Below are 23,900 nucleotides of genomic sequence, written 5' to 3'. Positions count from 1 at the left end.
TTTGATATTTTGTATTGATTATTTGCGAGCTACTGACCCGGCGTATTTGGTGAACTCATCGTGCGCCCATCCCTGCCACTCAGGCTTAACACCGAGCGACTTTATGTCATTGTAATATCCGCATATAAACCCGCCGCCGTTGGATCCGAGCTTGTCTATGAGTTCCCGCGCCCGTTCTCGAATATATGGCTCATTGCCCGTCGGCAGATCACGCTGGATATCGACAGGCGCCCAGATAGCCGTCTTGCCTTTGCATGTCTGGGCTAGGAAGTCCAGGCCGGAGAGAGTCGGCTGATGGAGCTGAAGGACCTTAACGCCAATATCCGCCAGAGTGGGGATGATATCTTTTATGTATCCGCAGGAGTGCATCCATACTGTTAGCCCCAGGCTGTCCGCATGTCCCACCAACTCTCTGAAACCCCACTCGAACATTTCATGCCAGGTCTTGGGCGAGACGAGCAGCCTCTCCTGAGTGCCCCAGTCTTCGCAAAAAAATACACCATCGGCACCGACCCTTGCCCACTGTGTCATACAGCCCTTGAGCAGATCGACGATCCGTCTCTGAAGAGCGTTGACTTCGTCCGGGTAGAGCAGCACATCTGCAAGAAACTCCTCGATCCTGCGCATATAACGCATGAGCGCAAACGGAAAACCGCGCAGCACTCCAAGCCTGTATTTATCCTGGTTTTGCGAGAAGAGGTCTCTTGCGCCCTCATATCGCAGAGGCAGGTCCAGGCGAGGCATTATATAACTGTCCAGGTCGGACCAGTCCTTTATGACGCCCTCTATGACTTCGCCTGACGTAGTATTCGGCAGGCATTTCCATACGTTGTGCCACTCGTCTTCCCACTGCCTGTAGCCTTCGCATTCCCATGTTCGCCAGGGTTTCCAGTCAGGGTCCTCACCGATTCCGCCGATGCATAAGTCGTTAATATATGGTTCCGGCAAACAGCATGGGCAGCGATCCGGTCCGTCATAGTTAATGCACCTGGTTACCAGCTCTCTGCTTGTCATTTATCCGCGCACAACCTTTTCCAGCTTATGCGACTGTGACGATTTCTCCGCTGCATCCAGAAGCGCCATAATTTCAAGCGCATCGTCCAGAGTTGCGGGCTGCTCGGTCCCCTTGAAGAATGCTTCGACTTTGCGGAGCATGGATGTGTATGCTTTTGACATATCCACACTGTAAGAGACTGCATGCTCTTTATCTCTCAGACATCCGCCATAGATCCAACTGCCCTCAGTCAGCTCGACTACTCCACGGCGTCCGTCGTCATAATCGACTGTGCAAACCACGCCGGTCGAGGTATTGGCCGACTGCACGCTAACAGCTCCGCTTCCTATAGCCCTCTGAAGCATCTCGAAAGCATGGACTCCGTACCATATGATGGAACTGCCTGCCGGGGCCTTGCCGAGCGGGCCGTATGTCCAGACCATTTTCGGCTGCGGTATCTGACTGGAGGCCTCTGCAAGCTCACTTGTAAACCTCAGCGATGATGTAGAGAAGATTCTGAGATTCTTGGACGCGGCCAGATCGTAGATGGCTTTGCCGTTTTGGATAGTGTCTGCAAGAGGCTTGTCCAGAAAGATTGGCTTGCCAAGGTCTGCGCATTTCTTGAAATACTCCAGGTGATATGTCGGGTCGTTTACCTCGAGCATGATCGCATCGCAGTCGGCTATGGCTTCATCGAAATCGAGTGTGACAGGCACGCCCCATGATTCCAACTGCTCCTGTCTTTTATCCAGACCCTCTTCACTCTGAAACGGAGTGGAGAACCGCAGGCAACTGACTACCTGCATTCCATCAATCTTACGCTCCGCCGGGCACTCGGGATCATTTATACTCCTGGAGAACTCGACGCTGTGACTGGTATCCAGACCTATTATTGCTGTTCGTATTTTCTCTGACAAAACACTACCTCCAAATGGTTGAGTAAGATGCTAAAGGCCGGCTGTCTCGGTCACAAGAGGTAGACTAATCGGTTTGCCTGCCCGGCTCGACGCATACGCGCCAAGCACGATCTCGACAGCCTTGCGTCCTTCGATCCCGTCAATTGCCGGTTTTCGGTCTTCATCGACTGCGCTGATAAAATCCTCGAACTGAGCGATATGCCCGGCAGCCGAAAAAGCCATGGGGCTGTTAGCCCCGCTGCCGATTGAGCTGTCTTTGGACAGGATAGGGCAGGGCGCTTCATCTTTTAATTTCCAGTATACTACATCGCTGTCTTCAATTATAGCCGTTCCTGCATCCCCCATTATTTCTATACGCACATGCAAACCAGGATAGGCGCATGTCGTCGCTTCGATTGTGCCCAGTGTGCCGTTTTCAAACTCCAGAGAGGCCACAAGGGTGTCTTCAACCTCGATGTCATGGTGGAGTGTCCGCGCATTTGAGTAAATGCTCTTTACCGGCCCACCGATCCACCTGATCAGATCGACAGCATGTATTCCCTGGTTCATTAGAGCGCCGCCGCCGTCCATATTCCAGGTGCCTCTCCAGTTGCTGGATGAGTAGTAATCGGATTCTCTATAATAATGAACATGGCCGTTGAGCAGGACCAGCTTTCCGAACTGGCCTCTGTCGACCGCTGACTTTATTGCAGCGAGTGCAGGATCATAGCGCCTCTGCGAGACAACACCCAGCTTCATCCCAGTTCGATTTGCAGCATCTATTACTGCATCCGCCCCGTCAAGAGAAATGGCGAGCGGCTTTTCGACTATAACGTGCTTACCCGATTCAAGCAGCTTCACCGCTTGCCCGGCGTGCAGACCCGAAGGCGTGCATATTGTCACGATGTCTATATCCGGATCGGCAGCTATATCGTCTACGCTTTTGTAAGCCCTGGCATCGTGTTTTTCAGCGAATGAGCGAGCGGCATCAAATGGTATGGCTGTTGCCCCGACAAAGCGCGCTTGTTCGATCCGACTTATTGCCTCGGCATGAAGACTCGCGACGTTTCCCGCTCCTATTATTCCGAAAGCATATACGGCTTTTCGCATTTTTCCTCCCATTTATGCCGAATGTCTAAAGAAATGCCAGTTTCCCATTTGTTCAGGATCACCTGGGTCATCATCAAGCAGTGCCTTATAGTTATTTATTACTGCTTTGAAAGCCTCTACGTATTCGTCGATGACCTCTGGCCAATAGTGCTTGAACCATGGCACGGCGAAAGTGCGCTTTCCTATGCCTTCGCTTATCGGCAGGCAGCCTCTGCCTTGGCGAACATCCTTGATGCTGTTGACGATGCGGGTGGGTCTGCCTTGACCATATACATCACAAGTATTGAAGAGTGGGTGCAGATGCAGAGGCATATTGCAGCCTGCGTTACACATTTCACAGCCCTGTTCTTGCAGCGCCTTGCAGAAGCGCGTGATCGACAGACCGCCAAGTTCTTCCGGCACATAAAGTCCGTGCGCGAAATACCAGCCGCCCATTGTGGAACCTGATCCGGGGTCTGTCCGATGCGCCCTGATACCCGGGACGCCGTCGAGCCGGTCCCAGAAATAGTTCATAGCTTGCTGTATCTCGGCCATACGCTCATCATAATACTTGAGCTGTACGCGCCCCACTGCAGAACTCATCTGATGCATTCTAAACTTGTAACCGCCGAGCGGCAGACCTGCGAATGGCACCAGAGACGGGGTCCGGATATTCGAATTGTATTTATCATAGTGGCCGAACGCAATCGCTCTTTCGTATATTTCGAGGTCGTCGGTGACAAGCATTCCCGCCTCACCGACGGCAAAAGCCTTAGCGCTCATAAGCGACATTGCGCCTACATCACCTATAGTACCGAGTTTTCTGCCTTTGTATAGACCGCCCTGAGCATGGGAGACGTCTTCAATAACTTTTAGATCATGTTTGCGAGCGATTTCCATTATCGGGTCCATATCGCAGGGGTGGCCGACGTAGTGGACGACCACTATTGCTTTTGTGCAGTCTGAAATCCTGTTTTCCATATCTGCCGGATCAATGCAGAGTGTGTGTGGGTCTATCTCAGCGAATACAGGGGTTGCGCCGAGGCTGTAGCATGGCAGGCAGGAAGCCCAGTAGGTGATCGAGGGGCAGATTATTTCATCGCCCGCGCATACTCCGCAGCCGAACATCGCAGAAAGAATGGCCGAAGTGCCGTTGTTGAAGCCGAGAGCATATTTTGTCTTCTGCCACTGTGCAAATTCGCTCTCAAAGAGCGCAGTGATATCGGTGCCCGACATGGCCGTGCGCCTGAGCACATCCAGCACGGCCTCTTCGTCTTCTCTGGTGACGATGGGCCAGCGGAACATGTCTTCATGGTCCGCTGTAATAGCTTTATCGATGAGCGCTGCCGGTCTGGACAACTTATGCCTCCATACTAGTGTGATTACATTACCTAGTATGACAGAACAATTAGTTGCGTGCTACCGAAAACCAGCCAAAATGTATCGAAAAGAGACCATGCAATATTTGAGGTAATCGAGTCTTACGGATGGAAAAGGAATTTTCCTCCAAACTTGGCAGTGTACCATGGCACGTTTCCCGGCACTTGCCCTATATGTCCATCAAGATATGATACCTGAGCGCGATTATGATGGACCGTGCTGGTTGCATTGTTCTGGCAAAACAGCGCATCATCCAAGCCTTTCGACGCATTTACTGTAGCGACCGGAGCTTCTTCCACCAGAAAGATGTTTTGACTGGTATTGAAGAACAAATTTATTTTTACTCCTACTCGATTTGCTTTCATTCTTCCATCATATGAGAGAGTGCCGGTGTAATTCCCAGTAGCGGCATTCCGGGTTGCCCATGTGCAGTATGCATTCATTGTATAACTGAAATAGTCTGTGTCTTTGTAAGCAGGGTCGGTCGCTCTGGGGTCAGACGGACATTTAAAGACTTTTTTGCTCCTGATGTATTTGAAGATGACGCCTTTCGAAGTGTCGTTCGCTATGTCGGTGATGATGTCTCCATTGCCGGTTGCTGTGGTATAAAGGTTGAGACCTGGCAGTGTACCGTCAAAATCATCTGCGTACATAATGCACGCGCGAGTGATTTGTGATAGGTTGTTTGTGCATGTTGTCACTTTTGCTTTGTCTTTCGCTGTCGATAATACAGGAAAGATAATCGCTGCCAGGATAGCAATTATCGCTATTACTACCAGCAGTTCGATAAGTGTAAAACCTCTTCTTCCCATACCACTTCTCCCCCTGCAGTAAGAAGATATATTAGGTTAAGAAACCATTCTCTTCCGGCAGATTTGACGAAAGCATATCTTCTATTTCTCATTTATTATTATGCCAGAATACTTTATTGCTAAGCGTATTATTACATGCCTTATCAGAAAGTGCAATTGGAAAAACTACATACACTAATTTAATGAGATGACTTTCGGTAGTCGGATGGGTTGATCCCGGTTACAAGCCTGAACTCTCTGTTAAAGGCTGAAAGGCTGTCATATCCGACTGAGTATGCAACTGCTGCAACTTTCGCGTCCGAGCTTTCCAGCAGTCTCTTTGCGGCGTTAATGCGTATTTGGATGATAAACTCTTTAATCCCGAGTCCGGTCTCCTGTTTGAAGACTCTGCGCAGTGTCGATGGCGATATGCAGCATACGTTAGCTATGTCTTCGATAGATTGCCTATTGGCGTATGAAGCATTGAGATGAGAGATGACTTCCTTGACAAGCGGGTTGGGTTTTTTGACTCCGGCCGATCCGGTGGTTGCGGCGCGGCTGACTATAAGCACAAAACGCTCCAGCTCACATAAAACAAGCTCATGCCAGCCGTATCGCTTTCCTGATATCTCGTCCTTGATATTTCTCAGCAGCAGTTCAACGTTGTTTGTCTCCACGGAGTTGAGAGCAAACGCCGTCATTCCTGCGAGCCTGTTAAGCCCTTCCAGAGCAGCAGGCCGTGACTCCAGAATAATGGGCGAAAACATAAGCACCGCCCGCAGCAATGTGTTCTTGCCTTCGGCAATACCATAATGCACGTCGTCGCCATGGACCATTAGTCCCGAGCCCGGCGATAGCTCGTAGGCGGTGTCTTTTACAAAATACCTGCCATTGCCCCTCAGCGCAATGGAGAATTCGACCTCCGAATGATAATGCGCCTCTGGTACATATGTGCTCCACGAGATGAGAACAGGCAAGTCGCCATCCCGAAAGAGTTTTTGCATGTGTGATCTTGCTCGAATGTCGCTGTCAGCCATATAATATGCCGGTAATTATGATGTGCCATCTATAGTATAACCTACTTATTCTGCCGGCGCCATAAAATATTGAGGATTTGATATCAGCTCATACACAGCTCATACAAAGGGTATTGACTGAATGCCATAATATAAGGTAAACTGCGCATGTGCGAAAATGATAGAATAATGAGCGAAAGTGAGCGTTGGACAGGCGTAAATCAGCAATAAATTGTTCAGTTACATATAAAAAGAGGTAGGCTGTTATGTTTGCGCAAAAGAAAATTTGTGCGGGTTTCACGTTGGTCGAATTGCTTGTGGTAATTGCAATAATTGCGATCCTTGCTGCTGTTTTGTTCCCCGTATTGACAAATGCTAAGGACAAGGGGCGTCTGACAAGCTGTATGTTCAACTTGAAGACCCTTTCCAACGGCATGAGGATGTATGCAGATGATAATGGAGGCAGGCTGCCTTGTTCGTTTTTTGGGTGGATTCCATCGCAAGTGGACTGGGTCAATTGTGTAGCTGGTGCCTATAACAAGGTTTATCCTCGACGTGGCTCTCTTTTCAAGTATGTAAGAAATACTGCTGTATACAAATGTCCATCGGATGCAGGCATCGCGCCTAATCGAGTTACTCAAACCGACATGACAGTGGCGCTAAAAGATTACGCAATATCTTATACTATGAACTGGCTGCTTGGTCCTAATGATATTTATGAGCCACCTGTTTTGGATACAATCCCGCGTCCTACCAAGGTTCTGCTGCTGATCCATGAGGGCCGTAAATATATTGACGATGGCTGTTTCTGCTGGCGTAATCCAAACATAGGCGATGCTAATCAGCCCAGCGATATTCATCTCGGCGGAACTGCCGCATCATATGTCGACGGTCATGTGAAATGGTTGAGCAAAAAAGCTTTTGAAACTGAGCGTGACAGCAATATCTGGAATCCTGGGTTGAAGTCACTAAAATAACAGGTCTATTAGAGCACAGGCAGATACTTATTGAGTTCCCACTGTGTCACCTGGCTTCTGAACTCAGCCCATTCCTGCTTTTTGTTCCAGATCAGCCGCTCGAAAGCATGGTCGCCCAGTGTTTCCCTTACCAGTTCGCTGTTTTCTGCAGCGGCGATAGCCTCTCCAAGGCTTCCCGGCAGGCTCTCGATCCCGCGCTCTTTGCGTTCTTCTTCAGTAAGCTCATAGAGGTTGTCGGTCATCTCGGGCGGCAGTTCGTATTTACCTTCAATTCCTTTAAGCCCGGCTGCAAGCATTACGGCAAAGGCCAGATAAGGGTTGCATGCAGGATCTGGGCACCTGAGTTCGGCACGGGTAGCCACCTCCTTGCCCGGTTTGTATAGGGGCACGCGGACCAATGCGGACCTGTTTTGCTGCGACCACGCGATATATACCGGCGCTTCATAACCGGGCACCAGCCGCTTGTATGAGTTGACCCACTGCGCCAGTATCAGCGATATCTCTTTTGCATGCTTGAGGAGCCCCGCAATATAGCTTTTGGCGATGTCGGAGAGATGGTTCGGATCGTTGGCATCGAAGAATGCATTGTTGCTGCCGGTAAAAAGCGACTGATGCGTATGCATGCCGCTGCCGTTTGTCCCGAATATCGGTTTGGGCATGAAAGTTGCGTAGACCCCATGCTCATGCGCAATTTCTTTGACTACCAGCCTGTAGGTCATCGCCGAATCAGCCATGGTCAGGGCGTCGGCATAGCGCAGGTCGATCTCATGCTGGCTCGGGGCGACTTCGTGATGACTGTATTCGACCCCAATTCCCATTTCTTTCAGCACAAGAATAGTGTCGCGCCTGAGTGATGAGGCAACGTCAAGCGGTGTAAGGTCGAAGTAGCCCCCTTCATCGAGGATCTCGGTGCCGGAGCTGTTCTTGAAGTAGAAATATTCCAGCTCGGGGCCGACATAGAACGAAAAGCCCATGGCCGCGGCTTTTTTCATTGTTCTCTTGAGAATGAAGCGGGGGTCTCCCACATAAGGCTCGCCTTCGGGGGTCATGACATCGCAGAACATTTTCGCGACCGACTTCTCCGACGGCCGCCATGGCAGGAGAGTAAATGTGGACGGATCGGGCATTGCGATCATGTCGCTCTCTTGTATGTCCTGATACCCGGTGATAGACGAGCCGTCGAACCCCATTCCTTCATCGAGCGCGCCTTCAAGCTCCTCGATGGTGATCGCGAAACTCTTCATCTGGCCAAGAATGTCCGTAAACCACATCCGTATAAATTCGACACCCTTGTCCTGGCATGCTTTAAGAACCCATTCTTTGCCTCTGTCGGCCATGTTTATGCCTCCCTTGGGATAGCTAAAAGTGGAGAGTGGAGAGCTTAGAGCCCAAACCAGTCACCACACACATTCCCTCTCCTGGGGGAGAGGGTCAGGGTGAGGGCGCAACCCCTCCATTAGCGTGAGTTCCCGCGAAATGATGTTAAACTCTCTATCAAGTAACGAACTTATACCCGACCCCATGGACAGTCTGAATGAGGTTATCGTGCTTGATCCCGAGTTTTGCGCGGATTCGTCTGACGTGCACGTCTACTGTGCGCAGCCCGCCAAAGTATTCATATCCCCAGACCTGGTTCAAAAGCGCTTCGCGGGTATGAACGCGGCCCGGATGGGCTGCCAGGAACCTTAAAAGCTCGAACTCCTTGAAAGTCAATGCAAGCTGCCTGCCTTCGACGGTGACCTCAAAGCTCTCCGTGTCGATCACAAGGCCGTCGGCGGTAATTTGTTTGCCTTCTTTTGCACTTTGGCCTTTTGCGAGCAATCGCGCAATACGCAGAGCGAGTTCAGATGCTTCATAGGGGTAGAGAATGAAATCATCCAGATATCTGGACTGCAGTTCTTTGGCGTCTATGTTCTCGATCACTGCCATCCTGGGAGCTTCAGCCACCTGATCATAGTTGGCAACAAGGTCTTTGGCATATGGCAGAGCATTTTCACCACTGCGCATATCCAGTATCACGATCTCGGGGCTGCCGTTTGCGACGGCATTCGACAGCGAGTCAACATCCCACGCTGACGTAACGAAATGACTCAGTCCCGCGACCGAGGCGGCAATGGATGATAAATCGCGTTCATTCTTTCCAAGAACAAGGATTCTGGGCATAGTCATTTTCAGGAGCTTTGTTGCTCCACCTGAACCATTATATATTTGATCTGTTGTCATGTCCAGCGCCTTTAGGGGTGACATCAGGGCTAACGCGCGAATTACAAAAATGTGAACGCCTGATAGGTGACGATCTCCGAATCGTCACCTTAATGCCGAATTGTGGTCTCCGAACCCCGCAACATTTGCTCGAATAGCCGGATTCGGAGATCCTTACCCATCAATTGTCTGCTGCCTTTTTTCGCCGATTTTCTCGCTTACTGTAGGAGCAGGAAAACCGGCGAAAGAGAAATACTGAACTATAGTATAGGGCAATCAATGTTTCGGCGCCGTTACGCGAGAGTTAAGCGTATGTTAAGGGAGTTACGAGTTGTGGGTTACGAGTTGTGGGTTACGAGTTATGGGTTATGCGAGCGTAGAGCCTGACAAGTAAGCGTATCGTCATTCGCAACTCTCAACTCACAACCCATAACCCATAACTTAATTATGCCGCAGCTTCTACATCGAATCGTGGGGTGTAATCTTCACACTTATATGAGTGTGACTGCTCGTCCGGGCTTTCCGCGTCGGACATGTAGATAGCGTAGCCGCTTCTTGTGCATTTCTGATAGCTCTGATCGTAGTTTTCGCAGTCAAGGCACCGTCTTAAAACACTCCAGCACACACTGCATCGTATGCTGCCGATAAGCTCTATTCTGCCGCACAGCGGGCAGTGGATATAGACTTCCTTGAACTGGCGGTCCGTCTTTTGCAGAGACTCGCGCATGGTCTTATTGAATTTAACAAGCTGCTCGGCGAGGTCCGCCGTTGCGCTGAGCATCTGGTTCATCTCTGTCGGCGAGAGGTATTGCGACACGCGGTCGTCGAGCAGGTCCAGCACTCCGGTGCATGCCTTTTGAATCAGCTTGAGGTGAGACTGAGCCGTCTTTGGCCGATATGCGGCTTTCTTTCTTTCCTGCCTGGCGACGCCGCGCAGAATCTCCTCTGTCACATTTAATGGAACGCGCAGGAAAGCCTCGGTCTTCGAAGGCACTTCGTTGATGGCGCCTATTATCTTCTTAAGTTCTTCCACCGAGAGGCGCTCGGCTCTTACTTTTTTCGCGAGCCTGATCTGTACTTTCTGGTTGTCATTGAGCTGCTTTATGGCGTAAGCGTGTCCCTCCAGGAATTCACCCTCGCCGTCTTTCGGCTTTGCCAGAAGCTCATCGAGAATGCATTCTGGAAGCTCCAGCAGGTCCAGGTATCTGCGCATGGTGGAGTCGGCCACACCTAGTGTCTTCAAGCACTTCTCCCACGGCATAAACTCCAGCAATTTCTTAATCGCCCTGGCCCGCTCGACCGGGTTCAAATCCTCGCGCTGGAAGTTCTCTAAAAGGGCGTCAGTGCTGGCGTCCTCATCATTGAGTTCGCGTATTACAGCCGGTATCTGAGTTAATCCGGCCAACTGCGACGCACGCCAGCGGCGTTCTCCCATCACTATTTCATATTTATCCGGCCCTACCGGACGTACTACGATAGGCTCAAGCACACCACGCTCTCGAATGGACATTGCCAGTTCGAGCAGAGAGCCCTGATCGAATGTTTTCCTTGGCTGATCGGCAGCGGGTGCTATTTTTGAGATGTCGACAAGTTCCATTAAGACAGTCTCCTCTGATATTGCCAGCACGGTCTACAATGGTAATTATGGCTGTATTACGCTTCAAGACAAGAGTGAGGGATGCAAAAACGTAAAGTTTACCGGATAGATGCGCAGGTTTTTGCCTGAATAACGCTGCCGTCGGTGGCAATTGTGACGGCTCCGCATCTGTCCGTGCGGTATACTCGCGCTCCGCACGATTCCAGCCTGTCGATGGCCTGTGATGAGGGGTGACCGTAGTTGTTATGGCGTCCGCAGGAGATAATGGCGATTGCTGGCTTTACCGCGGCCAGCCACTGTGCGGACGATGCAGCTTTTGAGCCGTGATGGCCCACCTGCAGCACCTGCGCTCGAACGGACATACCTGAGTCAAGAATATCCTGCTCGGCCTCTTCCTCTGCATCCGCCGCGAGGAGTATTGCCGCCTTTTTGTATACAATCCTCAGCACGATCGAGTTGTTGTTTAGGTCGCTGTAGTGCATCTCGGGATCGGGGCTTAGGACCTGGACTGTAACGCCGTCGCCCATCTCGATCTTCTGCCCGCGCTTGGCGATTCGATAAGTCGCCCCGCTCATCTTGACCTGCCTTAGGAAGCGTTTGTAGAAAGGCGACGCATGCTTTGCCCCGATGTCCATGACTACTTTTGCCGGTACGGCTTTTAGCAGACCCGCATAGCCGCTGACATGATCTGAGTGCGGATGGCTCAACACGGCCACATCTATCGCATTCTTGCCCATCCTGTGTAGATAAGGCACCACAACGCTTTCGCCGACAGTGTCGCTCTTGCGCCAACTGCCGGTCCCGCAGTCCATTACCATAACTTTGTCCGAAGGCGTACGCATGACCACGCACAGCCCTTCGCCGACATCCATCACCGTGACATCCAGTGTTTTCCCGCTGGGCAGCAGCGCGCTCGCCCATATGCCGACTGCTGCCAATACGGCGACAATGATTATCAGGAGCCTTTTATCACTTCTCAATGTCGGACCTCACATAACTCAACGCCACATATAATATCAGATAGTATCCCGCGATTGCCAGGAGCCCCGGCGAGGAGACTGCGATCGAGCTGTGATCCCACGACCCGAGATAGTCGACTACAGCCAGCATCCCCTTTGTCACAATCGTGCCCAACCACCCGACCAGCCCTCCGATAATAGGTATTGGCGCGAAGACAGGTGCCAGCATTCCGGCGGCAAATACAAGTGGAACACCAAGCGCAAGAGCCATGTTCGCGGGTAGAGAGACGAGTGAGAAATAGTTGAAGTAATATGCGATCACCGGTGCAGTAAAGACCGTGACGCTCAGCGTGGCGATACCTGCCCCAGCGATTTCTGTCGATATCTTACGCAGCCAGGCTGGTCGACTTGCTTGATTCTTACACTTTGCCGGAACGAGACCGGCGTGCGCAAGGAGTGATTCGACCACAGGCGCGATTGATATCAGCGCCCACACCGCAAGAAACGAGAGCTGAAAACCGACATCGAAGAGATACGACGGATTGATCGCAAGCACAACAAGCCCGGTTGCAAAGAACAGAACCCTGATATTAGGTGTCTTCTTAAAGAGCGGCGCGAGCATATAGAAAATTGCGATCAGCGATGCGCGGACCAGCGACGGCTTCGGCCCGACCATAAACAAGTATGCTATCACCAGAATAATAATAATTATGTTGCGCCCCTTAGGCATTATCTTGATGCGCCTGAGCAGGGGCGTGGCAAGCAGCAGGATTATGTAACAATTGAAGCCGGATGCCGCAAGTAAATGCATGGTGCCTGTCTTGCCGAAGTTGGCGAGTGTCTGCCGCGGCAGGTATGAGTATGTGCCCAGCACCATACCTGCGATCACGGATGCCTCGCGTTCGGGTGTGATTCGGTATATGCTCTTTACGATGTAATGCTTTGCCCTGAGCGCAGCCGACACGAATATATTACCCGATGCGCCGTTGAGTATTCGCACTTGGGATGCACTTGCATATGCGCAGGAGTATATGTTTTGCCTTGCCAGATACTGCCGCCACGAGAACTGTCCGGGGTTGGTCGGGTCTCTGGGCGGGTAGGGGACGGCGCTGATCCTGACGCGGTCGCCGTATTCGAGTTTTGGCGCATTTCCGTCTTTGCCGGGGTAGAGGTTTAGCATGACAAGTCCACTTGCGTAACGCCATTCGCAGTGTATCTGGACACGTTTAACGCGGCAGATCAAACGTATTTTGTCCTCACTCGTCTCCGGGTCTGACGCGACCACACCCTCAAACGCTCTTGCTCGAAACACATAGCGGGATATGTCATCGTCGGGGATTTGCGTGTTCAATTGGTAATAAGCCGCGCCTATGACAAATACAGTCGCGGCTATAAGCACACTCTCGCGCGATAATGTCTTTGCGAATATGTAAAGCCCGATTACTGTAAGAAACGCGATAGAAGTCCATATGATGGGGTGCATACAGGCCGCTGCCAATATCCCCAGCGCGAAGCAGATCGCTATGAGTGCTGTCTTGCTCTCAGGCTTCATGATGTTAATAATAGCGTTGATGTTTAGTGTATGCAAGAGGATTGTGGATTGGATGCCTGGGGTGGGTTGTAATGCTTACCGGGGTTCTAATATCAACTTCTCTTTGACAGCGTAGCGAACCAACTGCGCACAGGTGTGCACATTCAGCTTTTTGAATATACGTTTTCTATGGCTTTCAACTGTGTTGACGCTTATAAACAGCCTGTCTGCTATTACTCTGCTGCTGAGCCCTTGAGCGACCAGCGCAACAATTTCGCGCTCTCTGTTTGTAAGCGATGCTTCTTCTTGATCTGATTCTATCGTAAAAGAAGCACGTAATGAGGGGGCTATCCACTTTTTTCCGCATGCTACAGACTCTATAGCCTTTTCCAGATCATCCAGAGGCGATAATATAGTAACAACTCCGAGGCCTCCCGCATCCCAAAACGCCTCTATCATGTCTTTTGTCATGACATCGCAGTATGCTATTACCTGCGCGCCCAATCTTACAATGTTAGTGATTGCCTCTAGATTTTTCAGAGTTATTTGCGGTGTACCAACCACCACATCAGGTTTCTTCAGTTTTATTGAAGCCATGGCTTCATCGGCAGACGCAGCGAAACCAAGAACTGAAAATCGATTGTGTTGTGAGAGGTATTCTCTTATAGCCCAGTTTATAATCGGATATTTATCAATCACATAAACGGATATCTTAGTTTGCGCGGTCATCTTTGTCTGCATGGTTATGGCCTCATATTCTGTTGTTGTATGTAGTTATAGTGTTAACGATTGATCAGTGCGGCGCTGATTGGTTTGCAGCCTCTTGCACCCATCCAGCATGATCTTTGGATGTTCACAGCCTCTTTATTATGTTTCCGGCAGCATGTTTCTTGCAAATTCACGGAATACCGTTAAACAATTATCGATTTATGTTTCCGATGATAGAAATAACAGCCGAATACAGAGCCATAGTTGAGTGGACGCAGTCATTTGACAAATATGACCATGTGTCTCAATTTATAGGGAGAAATAAGTTATGCGATTTTGTAATCTTAAGATTAGGACCAAATTGTTATCGGGTTTTGTTCTGGTAGCGTTGATTGCCGGTGTTATCGGATTTGTGGGCATATCAGGCATTAGAAAAGTTGCTGACGAGGACAAGAAGATGTATGTTCATATGACGGCGCCGATTTCTCAACTCAGCAATATGGCAATTACTTTTTATGAAATTCATATGGATCTGCGAAATATGGTGATGGCCGGCAATCTTGAGGAGCGCACTAAGTGTGCAAGCAAAATTCGCGACCTTACAGCCAGGATCAATGATCTTAGCGATGAATATGGCAAGACCATTTTCACCGATAAGATGAGGGATAATTTTGGCCGTTTTCAGCGGGCGCGGCGAGCATTTGCTCCTTCTAGAGACAAAATCATTGAGTATGCGCTTCAGGGCAAGAACGCCGAAGCTATTCGAATTATCAATGGCCCTGCAGCTATTGCAACAAAGCAAGAGCGCGAAGCCATTGATGATATGCTCAATATGAAAATATCTCAGGCGCATCAAACATCCGTCTCAAACAGCTCTACCGCCAAAGGTGTTTTAGAGATTGTGTTTGTGCTGATGACTGTAGGCATTATCGCGGCTATTGGGCTTGGCTTGCTTATATCATCCGGTATTTCCAGGCCAGTCAGTGAGATTGCTGAAGCTGCAGAAAGAGTAGCTGGTGGAGACCTTAGGCTAAATTTGAAGAGTGCTTCACAGGATGAGATTGGCTTATTGTTCGCAAGTTTTCAGAGGATGATAGAGGAGTTGCGCAGCGTTGTCGGAAATGTCAAGCACAGTGCGGAGATTGTGGCTTCATCTTCGCATGAATTATCCGCCATTTCAAAAGATGTCACACAAGGCACCCAGCAGATAATGGATACTGTTGGGCAGGTGGCTACAGGCAGCCAGGAGCAGTCACAAACAGCACAATCAAGCTCAGATGCGATGCAACAACTTGGTCGTGCCATTGATGAGGTTGCATCCGGCGCTCAGTCTCAGGCCAAGTACGTTGAGAATACGGTCGGGCTCGTTCAGCAGATCAGTGCATCTATAGAGGAAGTCGCAAATCTATCACAGGAGTCTGCAGTCAATGGCAAGCATGTAAGTGATATTGCGATAACCGGCGGCAAAGAGGTAGCCGAAACAGTCGGCGGCATGGAGAGGATCAGGGAAGCTACTGAAAAGGTTGCCGAAATGGTCCGCCAACTCGGCGACAGTTCGCAGCAGATCGGCACAATCGTTGAGACAATTGACGACATAGCTGAGCAGACAAACCTGCTTGCTCTTAATGCTGCTATCGAAGCGGCTAGAGCTGGTGAGCATGGTAAAGGATTTGCTGTCGTGGCGGACGAGGTGAGAAAGCTTGCGGAGAGATCATCAAAAGCCACTGGTGAGATCGCCGATCTTATCAGTAATATTCAGGATATGACAAAGTCTGCTGTTGAAGCAATGAACGATAGCAGCAAGGAAGTGGCCGAGGGAACCGAACTCGCCGGTCATGCAGGTGAGGTCTTAAAGGATATTCAGAATGCTGTGGCGGGAATTGTTTCGGAAATACATCAGATTTCTGTGGACACTCAGCATGTCAGCGGTTCCAGCGCCGATATTGTGAAAGCCATCGAGAATGTGTCGTCAGTGACCCAGCAAACTACTGCCGCCGCCCAGGAGATGAGTGCGTCATCGGCCGAAGTCGTTCATCAGATTGAGCAAGTTGCCGCTTTGAGCGAGCAGAACGCAGCATCTGCTGAAGAGGTGTCGGCTGCTACCGAAGAACAGAATACGGCAGCGGAGGAACTCAATGCATCCGCCGAAGAACTCGCCGGTATGGCTCGCGAACTGCAGTCGCTGGTCTCACAGTTCAAACTAGACGATAGTCCCAGCACAGGCTCACTGCAGGATATTTCCGGGCGTGTGGCTTCAACGCGACATCAGAAAGCTGCGTAAATAGGAGACAAGCATGATTAGCGAAGAGACATATGTTGCAGCCGACGAATGTGAGGAGTTAGTAGTATTCGAACTGGCAGGTGAGTGCTATGGAGTTGATATCAGCACAGTAAGCACGATTATCCGAATGCAGGAGATCACAACTATTCCAATGGCGTCGGAGTATGTTGACGGAGTTATTAATCTCAGGGGCAGTATTATTCCCGTGATCAACTTAAGGAAACGATTTGGCCTGCCCCCGGGTGAACAGACCAAGGCGTCCAGAATTATGGTGGTTGAGGCCGGTGGTCAAATGATAGGTATGATTGTAGATGCCGTAGTCGAGACACTTATGCTTCCCGCCGGGGCCGTCCAGCCTCCACTATCGGTGATATCGTCGATAGAAGCCGATTATCTGCGCGGGGTGGGTCAGCAGGAGAACCGTCTGGTGATCTTGGTGGATCTCGACAAGGTGCTTACATTGAAGGATATCGACAGCTTCTCTAAACATGAGGAGCATGTCGGCAAATCGAGTGAAAGGAGGGTGGCTGCATAGGCCGCACCCGGTATTTGTACCAGGAAACCAGATACCGGTTTTTTTACAAAAGATGTTTAGGTGAGGTTATCTTTACTCCCCTTTAGATACCTCATCACGACATCATGACAATGCCGGGCGCAAGTGTCTGTAATGCCACTGTGCCCGGCTTTTGTTTGTTTTTATGCAAAAAAAGTAAAACCCTCTCGCCCATACGTCTATGAGCAAGAGGGTTTATGGTCGGGGTGAGAGGATTTGAACCTCCGACCTCTCAGTCCCGAACCGAGCGCTCTACCAAGCTGAGCCACACCCCGACGACCATAAAAAGTATACCATAACCCGAACGGGCTTGCAATATGCACACCATGCCAATAACGAGAATGTAAAGGTTAGTCGTCGACGAAATTGAGTATGAGTTGACAGCCCATCTGAGTTATGGTGCAGGACGTTTATCAGTAAGTTTTGCAATCAGTGTGTGCAAACGTTTTGATTTTGTCTCATCATGCTGCGCAGATTCGATTTTGCTTATTTCCTCACGTTTCATATAGTCCGGCATCTTCAGAAAACTGTCAAATGCAGAGTGTTCTTTCAAGGCAACTGAAATATAGTCAGGGATTGTGACCTCACGCTTTTGCTCACATCTCTCAAGCATTACCCGGACATTATCGCCCAATTTTTTACCTACAGCCTTCTTCATACCTGAGTTATAAATGAGATAATGCCCATTGCGTGAAGGCAGCAGAGTAGTATCAAACTCATGACCATCCACAACAGCCTTTACATTAACCCTTCCGTTGGTCCCAAAATGTTCCTGCGCCGGGTGTGGAAAGTATATAACACTCCACTTTATTTTACCTTCCAGTAGTTTTATCTGTGCATTGAAGTCGTATTTCATTTACTTATTCTCCAAGATCACTCGACATTCGCCCCGTGGCACCTTGCAAAATGGACCGCCTGGGCTATATCCATCCGAGTGCCCTTTATGTTTGCGTCGAGCAGGTTGACACCTGATATGGCTGCGCCGCGCAAGTCGGCCTCTTCTAATTTGGCCTTGTTCAGGTTGGCTCTGGTGAGGTCTGCATCTCGAAGGTCTGTCTTTGTGAGGTCTGTGCTGTAGAGGTCAGCCTCCGTGAGATTAATGCCGTGCAGGTCAAGACCATGCAAATCCTGAAAGCGCAGACTCACCCACGACCAGTTTCCGCCAGTGATTGTGATTCCACTCAGCTTTGCATCCGCGAACGTGGAGCCGAGCATGCTGCAGTTTTCGAAGATGGACATGAAGAAGTCGGCATTAGTAAACGTGCAGCCTGCGAACGAGCAATCTGAAAAGGTCGAGGCATTCAGCCTGGCGCGCGAGAAATCGCACTCCTCAAACCGGCACCCGGTCATCTTGGCTTCGCTCAGACGCGTATCGACAAATCGGCAGTGGACAAACGTGCACCGCACGAAATTGGTCTCGGAGAGGTCCATCTCATCAAACGATTGGTCGGCGTAGTCATTTTCAGCCCATTTTGATTGCTTCTCGGTCACGGCCTCTCCATTTTATACCTCCAGGTATCTTACCTGGAGGTTAACTGCAGATCACTCAACTGCTGCGCCTTCGTCCGGCGCTTTCCAGATAGTCCTCCGGCACGTATCCATCAATGACAGCGGCTGCGCTGGATGTGCCTATCCTGCTTGCGCCCGCATCCAGCATTTCCATTGCCTGCGCTGTGGTGCGGATGCCGCCCGCGGCCTTGACGCCGATATCGGACCCGACCACATTTCGGATCAGACGTATATCTTCTATCGTCGCTCCGCCCGCAGCGGTGCCTGTCGATGTTTTAACGAAGTCTCCACCTGCGTCACGTATGATCTCGCATGCTATCTTCTTTTCATCATCAGTCAGGTAGTAAGCTTCTATAATAAATTTGATGACGGTGCGCTTGGCGTCCTGGGTTAAGCCGGTCATCCGAGATGTATCCACGATTTCCTTGATCTCGCTCTCGACTATATTGCGTTCGCCGGACTTTAGCGCGCCTATGTTGATCACGATATCAAGCTCGTTAGCGCCATTGGTGATGGCAGTCCGTGCTTCAAAGACCTTCACCGACCTGCCGCTTGCGCCGAATGGAAAACCGATCACAGTCGCGATCTTGACATCGGTCTCAGCCATTGCGCGCCTGACGACAGGCAGCCAGAAGGGGAATACAACGACCGATGCGACGTGATAGTTGGCCGCCTCCTCGCAGAACCGAGTGATATCCTCGCGAGTAGCCGTCGGCCTGAGCAACGTAGAATCCATCAGTTTGGCAAACTGTTCTTTCGAGAACATGATCATCACCTCAATTTTGAGATAACAGGCAACAGGTTACAGGATACAGTAATATACTTTGCTTTCTACTGTTGCCTGTTGCCTAATACCTGTTCCCTACTTGCTAACTAACTCGTTCCCTTTTTCAGTTCTCTGACAAAAACTCCGGCGCGCTCGGTCGCTTCAGTCGAAGACGCGCTCTTGTCTACAATACTCACCAGTGCGCTTCCGACCACCGCGCCGTCCGCGAACTCGGTCACCTGCTTCACATGTTCGGGCTTGGATATACCGAACCCGATAACCACCGGAAGGCCTGACGCCGACTTGATCGTGTCCACCAGCGCTTTCAAATCAGTCGGGACGCTGCTCTGTGCGCCGGTGACCCCGGTCCTCGATACACAATATATAAACCCGCTTGCCATGTTCGCCGTGAGGGCTATTCTCTCCTTCGTGCTGGTCGGCGCAAGGAGAAATATAGTCGCAAGACTAGCCGAATCCGCAGCCGATTTCCAGTCCGACGCCTCCTCGACCGGCAGATCGACCATAATCACCCCATCCGCTCCCGCAGATGCCGCATCATCAGCAAACTTAACTAGTCCATATTTCTGGACCGGGTTGTAATAAGTCATGAGCACTATAGGCTTGTCGCAATGAGTTCTGATCGAGCGCACATTATCAAATATACCCTTTACACTCGCGCCTGCCTGCAGGGCCCTGAAACTGGCCGATTGGATGGTCGGGCCGTCTGCCAATGGGTCGGAGAACGGAATACCGATCTCGACTATATCCGCCCCCGAGCCAAATATCTTCAACGCCAGGTCTTTAGTTGTCTCAAAGTCCGGGTCGCCTCCAGTTATGAAGCATATAAGCGCCTTGTCGGATTTTGCCTTAAGCTCAGCAAATGCTTTGTCTATCCTGTTCATAGCGATATACCCTCCACAGAAGCTGTTTCGGGAAACCCTTCCAGCGCCTTGGCTACAGTGTGAACATCCTTGTCACCTCTGCCGGATAGGCATATCACCACTGTTTCATTCTTACCCAGAGTAGGAGCCAACTTCCTGACATGCGCCACTGCGTGCGATGATTCCAGAGCGGGAATTATTCCCTCCGTCTCGGATAGGAACTGAAAAGCGTCCAGCGCCTCGGCGTCGGTGGCATTAGTATAGGTCGCCCGACCCGAATCTTTGAAGTAACTGTGCTCCGGTCCGACGCCGGGGTAGTCCAGACCGGCTGAGATGCTGTGTGTAAGCTGGACCTGGCCATCCTCATTTTGCAACAGATAGCTCATAGAGCCGTGCAGCACACCGGGCGAACCGAGACCTAGTGTAGAGCAGTGACGATCAGTATTAATCCCTTCGCCTGCCGCCTCGACACCGATCATCTTGACCGATTCGTCCTTCACGAAGGGATAAAACATCCCCATAGCATTGCTTCCCCCACCGACGCATGCGACCAGATAATCCGGCAGCCGGCCCTCTTTCTCAAGATGCTGCCTGCGGGTCTCACGGCCAATAACGGACTGGAAATCGCGAACCATCATAGGGTAAGGGTGCGGCCCGACCACGGAGCCAATAATATAATGTGTATCGTTGACGTTTGTGACCCAGTCTCGGATCGCTTCACTAGTCGCATCTTTTAGTGTCTGAGTGCCGCTTGTGACAGGGATCACTTCAGCTCCTAACAGCCTCATCCGAAAGACATTGAGCGCTTGCCTTTCCATATCTTCCACGCCCATATAAACGTGGCACTTCAAGCCGAAGAGCGCGCATGCAGTAGCTGTCGCGACCCCGTGCTGGCCCGCGCCTGTCTCGGCGATGATCCTTGGCTTACCCATTCGCCGTGCGAGTAGAATCTGGCCCATCACGTTATTGAGCTTGTGCGCCCCGGTGTGACAGAGATCCTCGCGCTTGAGGTATATCTTTGCGCCGCCGAGCTTCTCGGTCATCCTCTGGGCGAAGTAGAGTGGGGTAGGCCTGCCCACGTATTCGCTGAGATAATAGTTTAACTCTTCATTGAATTCTTTATCATCTTTATACCGATTGTAAGTCTCCGCAAGCTCGTCCAGGGCCGGCATCAGTATTTCGGGGACATAGCGCCCGCCATACATCCCGAAGTGGCCGCGAGCATCAGGAAGCGTTGTCTGCTGCTCTGACATTTTCAATTAACTCCTTTATCTTATTGTGATCCTTCTTGCCGGGGCATATCTCTACCCCGCTCGATATATCGACAGCATACGGCTTAACTGTCTTAATTGCCTCTGCTATATTTTCAGGCCTCAGCCCGCCGGAGAGAATGATCGGCTTGCCGAGTGATTTTGCCCGGACAGCAAGCTCCCAATCAAATGTCTCTCCCGTGCCTCCAACCTGACCTTTTTTGTATGTATCAAGCAAGTAATAAACTGCATGTGTATGATTAACCAGTAAACCTAGACTGGATTCGTCCTTTACGCGCGCAACACGTATCACCCGATCCCAACCAATCTTACTCGCGAAGTCCTCACTTTGGCCGCCATGGAGCTGAGCGTAATCCAGACCGCACTCGTCCATAATGCGAAGAACTTCATCAGATTCCTCAGTAAAGATGCCAACAGTTCTTAATCGCGAAAACGCGGAAGAGCGAAAACGCGAAATGGTTTGATTCTTTAGAATTTCGCTTACCATTTGTATATCCACACGCCTTGGGCTGTCGGCAAAGATAAACCCAAGCATGTCCGCGCCGGACTCGACTGCCGCCAAAGCATCCTCTATGTTCGTAATCCCACAGATCTTGACCAGGGTCATCCGATCAACTCCCGCAGTTTTGCCTCGATGTCCTGCTCGCGCACAAGAGCCTCACCTATCAAAACCGCATCGACTCCCATCGATCCCAGCCTGACCAGATCGTCGTGAGTGAATATCCCGCTCTCGCTTACAAACCTCGGCCTGCCGCCTGTCATCGCCACTTTCTTACTCTTATCCTGGCTTGTGGCAGTGTGAGAGGTACACTTCTTCATCAGCCTGGCGCTTGTATCCAGATTGACCTCAAATGTCTGCAGGTTTCGATTATTGATCCCTATAAGCGGCGCGCATACGTCGAGCGCTACCTCCATCTCGCGTTCATCATGAACCTCCACCAGAGCATACATGCCGAGTTCGGTCGCACGGTTCATCAGTTCGGCCAGTTTTTCCTTTTCGAGCACAGCTACAATCAGCAGCACCGCGTCGGCACCGGCGGTCCGAGCTTCAAAGACCTGATATTCATCTATCAGGAAGTCTTTGCGAAGGACAGGAACAGAGACCGTGCGCTTTACGAATTTCATATATTCAAGCGAGCCCTGGAAGAACTTCTCATCAGTAAGCACCGATATAGCCGAGGCCCCGCCGGACTCGTACGATGCGGCGATCACTCTGGGATCGAAGTCCTGCCGTATCAGTCCTTTTGACGGTGAGGCCTTCTTTACCTCTGCAATCATGGCGGGTATCCCGGTCTCATTTCTGACGAGTTTCTTTGCAAAGTCCAGTGGCCGCGGCGCATCAGACACGCGAGACTTCAGCTCGCGCAGAGGTAATACGGCTTTACGCTGTTCAACTTCGATAATCTTTTCTTGTATAATCTTATCCAGTATCAATTTGCTGCAAGCTCCTGCGTTATTGACTTGAACCTCTTGAGCGCTTCCATCGCCGCGCCTGAATCGATAGACTGCGCCGCCAGAGTCATCCCGCCTCGTATGTCGTCGGCCTTGCCCGCGACCACCAGCGCCGCTGCCGCATTAAGCAGCACGATATCGCGTCTTGGGCCTCTCTCGCCGTCGAGCACACTCAGCAGAGCCTGAACATTATCTACCACGCTCCCGGTGCCCGCCGCCAGGTCTTCCGGCTTTGCCGTATTGATCCCAAAGTCTGCAGGAGTTATCGTATACGTTTTGACCTTGCCGTCCTTTAGCTCGCTGATGCGTGTCTCGCCTATGGTGGACATCTCATCCAGACCGGCCATACCATGAAAGACCATTGCTCGCTCTGTTCCCAGAGCATTCAGCACCTTTGCCATCGTCTCGGTGATATCGGGCGCAAATACACCGATCACCTGCCATTTCGCATCGGCAGGGTTGGTCATCGGGCCGAGCATATTGAATATCGTTCTTATTCCGATCTCTTTGCGCGGCATGGCGGCATGTTTCATGGATGGGTGCATAACCGGCGCAAACATAAAGCCGATCCCTGCCTGGTCGATACAAGTCGCGATCTGGTCCGGGTTCAGGTTCAGGTTAACACCGAGCGCTTCAAGAACGTCCGCGCTGCCGCATGTGCTCGATGCAGCCCGGTTGCCATGCTTTGCGACAGTCACCCCCGCTCCAACTATCGCAAATGTCGCTGTAGTGGATATATTGAACGTATCGAGCTTGTCTCCCCCCGTGCCACAAGTATCGATGAGAGCATCGCACTTGGGCCTGACCTTGACTGCCTTCTCACGCATCACCTTGACGAACCCCGTGATCTCATCGACTGTCTCGCCTTTGATCCGTATAGCCGTAATAAATGACGATACCTGCGCTGCAGTTGCATCACCGTCCATTATCTCAGTCATCGCGAGCACGGCTTCTTCTTGAGTGAGGTCGCACCCCTCGACTACCTTTTTAATAGCTTCTCTTATCATTTTCTTTTCTCCAGTCAAAAAGTCTAAAAATCAAAAAGCT

At 50.8% G+C, this 23,900-nt stretch carries 23 protein-coding genes and 1 tRNA gene; 3 read left to right on the top strand and 21 right to left on the bottom strand.

The window, feature by feature from the left end; all coding sequences use genetic code 11:
* Positions 1-18 precede the first annotated feature (18 nt).
* The 6 genes from ABFD83_03690 to ABFD83_03665 form a co-directional block, all read right to left on the bottom strand.
* Entirely contained in the window at positions 19-1,014 is a 996-nt protein-coding gene (locus ABFD83_03690; protein ID MEN6356169.1) for a uroporphyrinogen decarboxylase family protein, read from the bottom strand.
* The gene (locus ABFD83_03685; GenBank protein MEN6356168.1) at positions 1,015-1,911 is read right to left on the bottom strand and encodes a Gfo/Idh/MocA family oxidoreductase; all 897 of its coding nucleotides are present in this window, start codon (positions 1,909-1,911) and stop codon (positions 1,015-1,017) included.
* Between the two features lie 30 nt (positions 1,912-1,941).
* Positions 1,942-3,000, bottom strand: coding sequence for a Gfo/Idh/MocA family oxidoreductase (locus tag ABFD83_03680; GenBank protein ID MEN6356167.1), 1,059 nt, complete (start codon positions 2,998-3,000; stop codon positions 1,942-1,944).
* 12 nt (positions 3,001-3,012) lie between these two features.
* Positions 3,013-4,338 carry a DegT/DnrJ/EryC1/StrS family aminotransferase gene (locus tag ABFD83_03675; protein MEN6356166.1) on the bottom strand — a complete coding sequence of 442 codons (1,326 nt, stop codon included), beginning with the start codon at positions 4,336-4,338 and terminating at the stop codon, positions 3,013-3,015.
* Positions 4,339-4,460: 122 nt separating this feature from the next.
* Positions 4,461-5,171 carry a prepilin-type N-terminal cleavage/methylation domain-containing protein gene (locus tag ABFD83_03670; protein ID MEN6356165.1) on the bottom strand — a complete coding sequence of 237 codons (711 nt, stop codon included), beginning with the start codon at positions 5,169-5,171 and terminating at the stop codon, positions 4,461-4,463.
* Positions 5,172-5,350: 179 nt separating this feature from the next.
* Positions 5,351-6,187, bottom strand: a complete 837-nt coding sequence (locus tag ABFD83_03665; protein ID MEN6356164.1) for an AraC family transcriptional regulator — start codon at positions 6,185-6,187, stop codon at positions 5,351-5,353.
* A gap of 245 nt (positions 6,188-6,432) precedes the next feature.
* On the opposite strand from ABFD83_03665, the gene ABFD83_03660 reads away from it, so the two are divergent.
* Complete coding sequence (locus ABFD83_03660; protein ID MEN6356163.1) at positions 6,433-7,143, top strand: prepilin-type N-terminal cleavage/methylation domain-containing protein; 711 nt, start codon at positions 6,433-6,435, stop codon at positions 7,141-7,143.
* A gap of 8 nt (positions 7,144-7,151) precedes the next feature.
* Here ABFD83_03660 and ABFD83_03655 read toward each other — a convergent pair whose 3' ends face one another.
* The 6 genes from ABFD83_03655 to ABFD83_03630 all read right to left on the bottom strand — a co-directional run bounded on the left by ABFD83_03655 (position 7,152) and on the right by ABFD83_03630 (position 14,131).
* A complete protein-coding gene (locus ABFD83_03655) occupies positions 7,152-8,480 on the bottom strand; it encodes a glutamine synthetase family protein (GenBank protein ID MEN6356162.1) in 1,329 nt (442 codons plus the stop codon).
* A gap of 157 nt (positions 8,481-8,637) precedes the next feature.
* On the bottom strand, positions 8,638-9,366 hold the full coding sequence (locus ABFD83_03650) for a winged helix-turn-helix domain-containing protein (protein ID MEN6356161.1): 729 nt from the start codon (positions 9,364-9,366) through the stop codon (positions 8,638-8,640).
* 424 nt (positions 9,367-9,790) lie between these two features.
* A complete protein-coding gene (locus tag ABFD83_03645) occupies positions 9,791-10,942 on the bottom strand; it encodes a ParB/RepB/Spo0J family partition protein (GenBank protein ID MEN6356160.1) in 1,152 nt (383 codons plus the stop codon).
* Positions 10,943-11,040: 98 nt separating this feature from the next.
* Positions 11,041-11,922, bottom strand: a complete 882-nt coding sequence (locus ABFD83_03640; GenBank protein ID MEN6356159.1) for a ComEC/Rec2 family competence protein — start codon at positions 11,920-11,922, stop codon at positions 11,041-11,043.
* Positions 11,912-13,384, bottom strand: coding sequence for a ComEC/Rec2 family competence protein (locus tag ABFD83_03635; protein MEN6356158.1), 1,473 nt, complete (start codon positions 13,382-13,384; stop codon positions 11,912-11,914). Before ABFD83_03635 ends, ABFD83_03640 begins: the two co-directional genes overlap by 11 nt.
* A 144-nt stretch (positions 13,385-13,528) precedes the next feature.
* Complete coding sequence (locus ABFD83_03630; GenBank protein MEN6356157.1) at positions 13,529-14,131, bottom strand: response regulator transcription factor; 603 nt, start codon at positions 14,129-14,131, stop codon at positions 13,529-13,531.
* 337 nt (positions 14,132-14,468) lie between these two features.
* Here ABFD83_03630 and ABFD83_03625 point away from each other — a divergent pair, with 337 nt between their 5' ends.
* Together ABFD83_03625 and ABFD83_03620 are read left to right on the top strand one after the other, a co-directional pair.
* On the top strand, positions 14,469-16,421 hold the full coding sequence (locus ABFD83_03625; GenBank protein MEN6356156.1) for a methyl-accepting chemotaxis protein: 1,953 nt from the start codon (positions 14,469-14,471) through the stop codon (positions 16,419-16,421).
* A gap of 13 nt (positions 16,422-16,434) precedes the next feature.
* Positions 16,435-16,956 carry a chemotaxis protein CheW gene (locus ABFD83_03620; protein ID MEN6356155.1) on the top strand — a complete coding sequence of 174 codons (522 nt, stop codon included), beginning with the start codon at positions 16,435-16,437 and terminating at the stop codon, positions 16,954-16,956.
* A 216-nt stretch (positions 16,957-17,172) separates the two neighbouring features.
* Here the strand turns inward: ABFD83_03620 and ABFD83_03615 are convergent.
* The 9 genes from ABFD83_03615 to trpD form a co-directional block, all read right to left on the bottom strand.
* Positions 17,173-17,249: transfer RNA gene (locus ABFD83_03615), tRNA-Pro, on the bottom strand.
* Between the two features lie 119 nt (positions 17,250-17,368).
* A complete protein-coding gene (locus ABFD83_03610) occupies positions 17,369-17,830 on the bottom strand; it encodes a YdeI/OmpD-associated family protein (protein MEN6356154.1) in 462 nt (153 codons plus the stop codon).
* Positions 17,831-17,847: 17 nt separating this feature from the next.
* The gene (locus tag ABFD83_03605; protein MEN6356153.1) at positions 17,848-18,465 is read right to left on the bottom strand and encodes a pentapeptide repeat-containing protein; all 618 of its coding nucleotides are present in this window, start codon (positions 18,463-18,465) and stop codon (positions 17,848-17,850) included.
* Positions 18,466-18,520: 55 nt separating this feature from the next.
* Positions 18,521-19,249, bottom strand: coding sequence for a deoxyribose-phosphate aldolase (gene deoC / locus ABFD83_03600; GenBank protein MEN6356152.1), 729 nt, complete (start codon positions 19,247-19,249; stop codon positions 18,521-18,523).
* 107 nt (positions 19,250-19,356) lie between these two features.
* Positions 19,357-20,151: a tryptophan synthase subunit alpha gene (gene trpA, locus ABFD83_03595; GenBank protein MEN6356151.1), complete on the bottom strand. Its 795-nt coding sequence runs from the start codon at positions 20,149-20,151 to the stop codon at positions 19,357-19,359.
* Positions 20,148-21,383 carry a tryptophan synthase subunit beta gene (trpB, locus tag ABFD83_03590; GenBank protein ID MEN6356150.1) on the bottom strand — a complete coding sequence of 412 codons (1,236 nt, stop codon included), beginning with the start codon at positions 21,381-21,383 and terminating at the stop codon, positions 20,148-20,150. Before trpB ends, trpA begins: the two co-directional genes overlap by 4 nt.
* Positions 21,355-22,008, bottom strand: a complete 654-nt coding sequence (locus tag ABFD83_03585; GenBank protein MEN6356149.1) for a phosphoribosylanthranilate isomerase — start codon at positions 22,006-22,008, stop codon at positions 21,355-21,357. The genes trpB and ABFD83_03585 overlap by 29 nt, the downstream gene beginning before the upstream one ends.
* Positions 22,005-22,835 (bottom strand): indole-3-glycerol phosphate synthase TrpC, encoded by an 831-nt coding sequence (trpC, locus tag ABFD83_03580; GenBank protein ID MEN6356148.1) that lies wholly within the window; start codon positions 22,833-22,835, stop codon positions 22,005-22,007. The genes ABFD83_03585 and trpC overlap by 4 nt, the downstream gene beginning before the upstream one ends.
* On the bottom strand, positions 22,832-23,860 hold the full coding sequence (gene trpD / locus ABFD83_03575) for an anthranilate phosphoribosyltransferase (protein MEN6356147.1): 1,029 nt from the start codon (positions 23,858-23,860) through the stop codon (positions 22,832-22,834). Before trpD ends, trpC begins: the two co-directional genes overlap by 4 nt.
* Positions 23,861-23,900 lie beyond the last annotated feature (40 nt).

The sequence above is a fragment of the Armatimonadota bacterium genome, assembly GCA_039679645.1.
Taxonomy (GTDB): domain Bacteria; phylum Armatimonadota; class UBA5829; order UBA5829; family UBA5829; genus UBA5829.
This window is presented reverse-complemented; position numbering and strand designations above follow the sequence as displayed.

Bases quoted from the DNA above. Each gene is read 5' to 3' on its own strand.
- deoC (MEN6356152.1), bottom strand. From the start codon at position 19,249: ATGTTCTCGAAAGAACAGTTTGCCAAACTGATGGATTCTACGTTGCTC.
- ABFD83_03660 (MEN6356163.1), top strand. From the start codon at position 6,433: ATGTTTGCGCAAAAGAAAATTTGTGCGGGTTTCACGTTGGTCGAATTG.
- ABFD83_03680 (MEN6356167.1), bottom strand. From the start codon at position 3,000: ATGCGAAAAGCCGTATATGCTTTCGGAATAATAGGAGCGGGAAACGTC.
- ABFD83_03650 (MEN6356161.1), bottom strand. From the start codon at position 9,366: ATGACAACAGATCAAATATATAATGGTTCAGGTGGAGCAACAAAGCTC.
- trpD (MEN6356147.1), bottom strand. From the start codon at position 23,860: ATGATAAGAGAAGCTATTAAAAAGGTAGTCGAGGGGTGCGACCTCACT.
- ABFD83_03635 (MEN6356158.1), bottom strand. From the start codon at position 13,384: ATGCACCCCATCATATGGACTTCTATCGCGTTTCTTACAGTAATCGGG.
- ABFD83_03610 (MEN6356154.1), bottom strand. From the start codon at position 17,830: ATGAAATACGACTTCAATGCACAGATAAAACTACTGGAAGGTAAAATA.
- ABFD83_03690 (MEN6356169.1), bottom strand. From the start codon at position 1,014: ATGACAAGCAGAGAGCTGGTAACCAGGTGCATTAACTATGACGGACCG.
- trpA (MEN6356151.1), bottom strand. From the start codon at position 20,151: ATGAACAGGATAGACAAAGCATTTGCTGAGCTTAAGGCAAAATCCGAC.
- ABFD83_03625 (MEN6356156.1), top strand. From the start codon at position 14,469: ATGCGATTTTGTAATCTTAAGATTAGGACCAAATTGTTATCGGGTTTT.
- ABFD83_03585 (MEN6356149.1), bottom strand. From the start codon at position 22,008: ATGACCCTGGTCAAGATCTGTGGGATTACGAACATAGAGGATGCTTTG.
- ABFD83_03670 (MEN6356165.1), bottom strand. From the start codon at position 5,171: ATGGGAAGAAGAGGTTTTACACTTATCGAACTGCTGGTAGTAATAGCG.
- ABFD83_03620 (MEN6356155.1), top strand. From the start codon at position 16,435: ATGATTAGCGAAGAGACATATGTTGCAGCCGACGAATGTGAGGAGTTA.
- trpB (MEN6356150.1), bottom strand. From the start codon at position 21,383: ATGTCAGAGCAGCAGACAACGCTTCCTGATGCTCGCGGCCACTTCGGG.
- ABFD83_03655 (MEN6356162.1), bottom strand. From the start codon at position 8,480: ATGGCCGACAGAGGCAAAGAATGGGTTCTTAAAGCATGCCAGGACAAG.
- ABFD83_03665 (MEN6356164.1), bottom strand. From the start codon at position 6,187: ATGGCTGACAGCGACATTCGAGCAAGATCACACATGCAAAAACTCTTT.
- ABFD83_03645 (MEN6356160.1), bottom strand. From the start codon at position 10,942: ATGGAACTTGTCGACATCTCAAAAATAGCACCCGCTGCCGATCAGCCA.